Below are 4,761 nucleotides of genomic sequence, written 5' to 3' on the forward strand. Positions count from 1 at the left end.
CAATGTCTTCTTCCCGTGCTTTCTCAGCCATAGTTCGTATACGATCAACTATGCAATTCCGAACTATTTGGCTCTTATGGCGATCGCTGTGAGCAGCAGATCCGGGAGCGAGTAGGCTAGTGAATATAGTGTTTCTGCTAAGGTCTCAGTTAGTCGCCTCACACTGAACCTCAGTTTGCTCAGGAGGCGTCCGCGTTCCTCGCAATTTGAGCGACGAGTCGGATAGACCGTTCGGCACTCGCAGGTGAGGCCTCACAGTGACCAGCGATGTCGAAGGCAGTGCCGTGACCAAGAGCCGAATACGGGAATGGCAGCCCAAGCGGTATCGCCGAAACGTCGATCTCGCCGTCCATGCTTCCCACGGTCTTTACTGGGATGTGACCCTGGTCGTGGTACATCGAGACGACAGCGTCGAACGCTCCATTCAGCGCCGACGCGAACACTGTGTCCGGAGATTCCGGACCGACGGCGTCGATACCCTCATCCTGAGCCAGTTCGATCGCAGGCCGAATCTTGCGGTCGTCCTCCTCTCCACGGAGGCCGTCGAGCCCAGCGTGGGGGTTCAGGCCGGCGATGGCGATTCGTGGATCAGGTGTCCCTAGGTCGCGCATCATGCGCTCTGTCATACGTATGGTCTGCAGGGTTGTCTCCTCCGTGACAAGGTCCGGGACGTCTTTCAGCGGCACCTCCGGCGTCACGTGGGAAACGTGGAGCCCCTCTGTACTGAGCATAATGGAGTACTGATCAACGTCAGCATAGTGTAACACCAGGCTCGAGGGGGAGTCAAAGCGGAAGTTGGATCGGGTAATCGCCTTTGCGTTCACAGGGCCCCCGACTACTCCGTCGAGATCTCCGTCTGTCACCTTCCCGAGGGCGTACTCAAGGTATTCAAGGCTCGCTTGGCCGTAGTCACCCCGGACCACACCATACTCGTGGTCAGAGACATTATCGAGATCGATGACCGGTACGATGTCGGCCTGCGTCGCCCTTTCACGAGTTACTTCGGCAAGTTCGGTAAGCGTAATCCCGAAGTCACAGTCCTCATTCACGCGGCGCACGACGTCCAAGTCGCCCACAACCACAACGCCCACCTCGGGTGCCACGTTTCGGGCTGTCTTGAGCGCGATCTCCGGTCCGATACCGGCGGGGTCCCCAATCGTGATGGCAACTATGGACGGCGGTCGGTTCATCGTCCACCTCGGTGGCCATCCTTATTCGCTTCCTCCTGGCTGGCGCAGCGACGCCTATCCGCAACTAGCATCTCTCGCACGAAATTTGTTGGTAGCACACAACACACTATGTGAATCGCTAATGAAAAGGTTGGTATCCGAATCCGAATGACCTCGTGCCCTGCCGTAAGCCACTGACGGGGTCCGAAGCGCCTCAGACGATGATGAGCGATCTACCGAAGCGTAGATATTTTGGCGAGAGTTTAACCGTTCTTGGTACCTCTATCGCTGCACGATGGCTAGTGAATTCCAACGTATCACCGTCGAAAAAGACGGTGAGGTGGCAATAGTAACAATGTTAGATCACTGGGAAGAGAAGGGAGAGTCCCGGGATCTCCACCACCCAACAGAGAAAATACATATGACGAAGGAGGTTGCCGACGCAATCGAGGATTTGCGTCGGGACTCGTCAATACGCGTTATTGTCCTCACGGGTAGCGGCCAGACGTTCAAAGTTCCGCCTGCCGATTACTCAAAACCCGAAGGCGGAAAATACTCGAAGAATGATCCGCGATACCTCTGGGAAGGTATGATAAACGGAATCATTCGAGGTCATCAAGCGATGGCAGAGTGTGAAAAACCCATCGTTGCACGAGTTAACGGAGACGCGATCGGCCTTGGGCAGAGCCTGATGTTTGCTTCAGATATTATCATTGCAGAAGAAAATGCCAAGATTGTAGATCACCACCTGAGTATGGGTGAGATTGACGGTATGCGTATGGAGTACGGGATCGTTCCAGGCGATGGCGGAAGCGCCTTGCTGCCGTTATTTATGCCCCCGACGCTAGCGAAGGAATATCTGATGTTGGGAAAGCCGTATAGGGCATCTGAGCTGGCCGAAATGGGGTTAATTAACTATGCAGTCGCGGAAGGCGAACTGGATACGAAAACTGCGGAAATTGTCGAACGTCTCCTCGGGCGGTCTGCCTATGCACTGGCATGGGCAAAGCGAACGGCTAACCGACGGGTGATTAATCATCTGAATATGACGCTTGATGCCGCTGCTGCTTATGAGATGGTGAATTTCTATCAAATTGAATGGCTAGATTGGGATGACCCGAAGAAACTGACCTGGGAAGATGACGAAAACACGGAGGGCGTCAAGTGGAGTGGAGATATCGATGTGTAACTAGACCTGATCATCTGTTAAAAATACTCATTTCGAATCTACAACGTTCTTCCTGGCTTCGATCAAAGCAGCAGCCGTCTCTGTCCAATTTCCGCTAATAAATTTTAGTGCCACAACTATAGCGGCCCAAATATACGCTAAGACAATCCCTGTGTAGACACCCAAGAGCCCAAAGCCGAATAGAACACCAGAGAGATAGGAGAATCCAAGCATTAATCCAATATGGCCCGTGAACCGGGCATACAATGGAGTTCGAGTGTCGCCTGCACTTCGCAGGCCGCCCGCGAAGACAAAAAGGATCAACATTGCTACGCTGACAATAGCGTATGTTCGTGTGAACGCCACGGCATATCCTATGGTCGCCTCATCATTCGTGAATAACGTCACCAAGCGAGGAGCGTAGATCATCACACCAAGCGAAATGACACCAACGGTTCCAAGCCCAAAGATGGCGATGACGTATCCTGCGTTTTGGGCCTCCGAAGGCTTTCCCTCGCCGAGAAGTTGTCCAACAACGATGCTCGACACGGAACTAAATGTTCGGTACAGGGGTGCCGCAATTTGCTGCGTAATACGCCGCCCAATATGATAAGCCGCGTTCACCTCAGTACCGAAGGTCAGCAGCAATGCGTTAAACGGAAATGCGACGAGGGTTGTAACCATCAACTCTGCAAAGCGGGGGAGACTAATTCCGAGGAGCTGCCGAGTCAATATGATGTCTGCCGGTCGAGTTAACTCCGGATCAGTGTGGGTGGTGTACAATGCGCCTAAGATCGCTAGGGCTACGAAGACACGGCTCCCGGCGGTTGCTAGCCCTACACCGAGAATACCCATACGTGGGAGTAAACCAATTCCAAGACCCAAACCAACCGTCGCGATAATGTTGAGAAGGTTTGCGACTCCACTGATGAGCATCGGGGTTCGAGTATCTCCTGTCCCCTGTAACGCATACGTAGCGACGGTGCCGACGATACGCATTGGTGCGACGAGGAAGATGATCATCAGGTAGAGCCCGCCAAGGCGGACAACCTCTGCGTCGGCGCCGAGGACAGCGATAGCTTGGTGCCCAAACAGAAGGCCGAGAATGACGAACGGGACCCCTGTAACTGCGCCAATGATCAGTGCCTGGCTTATCGCGTCGTCACGGCTCGTAGATGCACCTCGACCAGTATCCTGACTTGCAATAGCTATCGCAGCTGTCCCAAGGCTACCACCGACCCGCCGAAGAATACCCGTGTAGATGTCTGCCAACCCGATCGCGGCGACCGCCGCCGGCGAAAACATTCCCGTGACTAGAATATCGACCGTCCGCATCAACGTATTCAGGAACTGTTGAATTGTGATCGGCCATCCCAGGTGTATCGTACGCCGAAGGAGTGTTCGTGGTCGTTGCAAGGATTGTTCTTCTATTTCAGTTCTCGTAGGGGGAATAATTAGTTTGCGCTCTTGGGGGTAGATTAGTGGTACTCACCGCACAAGGCCGAGAAAGGGTTTTGGTGCTTTTCCCCACCCAGTAATTCAGCAGCATAGCTGGGACCTGTCGAAATAGGAAGTGAGCTTATCGATTTAGGCATTTTGAGGTAATTAGAACACGGCCGGGACTAGGGAACTAGTCCGAGCAGGTTGCGGCCCCCCCGAGACGTGTGTCTTGATGGAGTACTTCATTCGTGAGGTGGTGCGACCGCGTCAGCCGTCCCCGTTACGACTATCCGCTGAGCGGGGAACTGACCACTACTACACTCCCTGAGGAGTTAGTACGAAAAGAGACCAGTACCGCCGAAACTTCAAACAGAATGTCAGCGGGCTAATTCAGGGTATCCATCAGTCGTCCTGAGTAATGCATCAGTCGTCAAACTGAGCTTCTGCAGGCTCCCAAGGGTCCTCTCGCCACTCGTCAGGATCTTTCATTTCTAGACCCCGCTTGTCAAGTTCCTCCTGGAACATCTCAAGCGTTTTCGGATCCTCGTCTGCCAGGGGAATGTTCCAGCCCCCACGGCGTGTCGTGACGTAGCTACCCCACCGCTTGAACCATCCACCGTAGCCCGGCCACTTTTTCGACCCCAGATACCAGGCGTAGTAGCGGTCGTCCGTTTCGCCGACGTTGAAGTGTTCGTGCCAGAGGCGGGAGTCGAACGTCCACACGGTGTGCTTTTTGTACGGGAGTTTCATATGGAATTCGGCATCCGACCAGTGCTTTGGCCCCTTCCACAGGAGGGTGAAGCCCTCACCCTCAGCCGGGATGACGAAGCCCAACCCCGTCGACCACGGATGCTTATGCCCAGCTGAGTACACGCCTTGCTCGAACTGGGATACATGGCCTACAAGAGCGTTGTCAGCTGGTTGCCAGAAGAATCCACCACCGGAATCTCCAGAGATGGCAACGTCGAACGTCTCGCGAGTGCC

General features: G+C 54.3%; 4 protein-coding genes. 1 reads left to right on the plus strand and 3 read right to left on the minus strand.

Annotation, left to right across the window (positions count from 1 at the left end):
- Positions 1-179: 179 nt before the first annotated feature.
- Positions 180-1,190, minus strand: coding sequence for a PdxA family dehydrogenase (locus FJT57_RS16210; protein ID WP_144906870.1), 1,011 nt, complete (start codon positions 1,188-1,190; stop codon positions 180-182).
- A gap of 274 nt (positions 1,191-1,464) precedes the next feature.
- On the opposite strand from FJT57_RS16210, the gene FJT57_RS16215 reads away from it, so the two are divergent.
- Positions 1,465-2,358 (plus strand): enoyl-CoA hydratase/isomerase family protein, encoded by an 894-nt coding sequence (locus tag FJT57_RS16215; protein ID WP_144906872.1) that lies wholly within the window; start codon positions 1,465-1,467, stop codon positions 2,356-2,358.
- 27 nt (positions 2,359-2,385) lie between these two features.
- Here FJT57_RS16215 and FJT57_RS16220 read toward each other — a convergent pair whose 3' ends face one another.
- The gene (locus FJT57_RS16220; protein WP_238994037.1) at positions 2,386-3,753 is read right to left on the minus strand and encodes an MATE family efflux transporter; all 1,368 of its coding nucleotides are present in this window, start codon (positions 3,751-3,753) and stop codon (positions 2,386-2,388) included.
- A gap of 447 nt (positions 3,754-4,200) precedes the next feature.
- Positions 4,201-4,761: hypothetical protein (locus FJT57_RS16490; protein WP_203229222.1), on the minus strand; the 561-nt coding region annotated here is incomplete at its 5' end.

Source organism: Halobellus captivus (assembly GCF_007655485.1).
Lineage (GTDB): Archaea > Halobacteriota > Halobacteria > Halobacteriales > Haloferacaceae > Haloquadratum > Haloquadratum captivum.

Coding starts and splice junctions, on each gene's coding strand:
- FJT57_RS16210 (WP_144906870.1), bottom strand. CDS start 1,190: ATGAACCGACCGCCGTCCATAGTTGCCATCACGATTGGGGACCCCGCC.
- FJT57_RS16215 (WP_144906872.1), top strand. CDS start 1,465: ATGGCTAGTGAATTCCAACGTATCACCGTCGAAAAAGACGGTGAGGTG.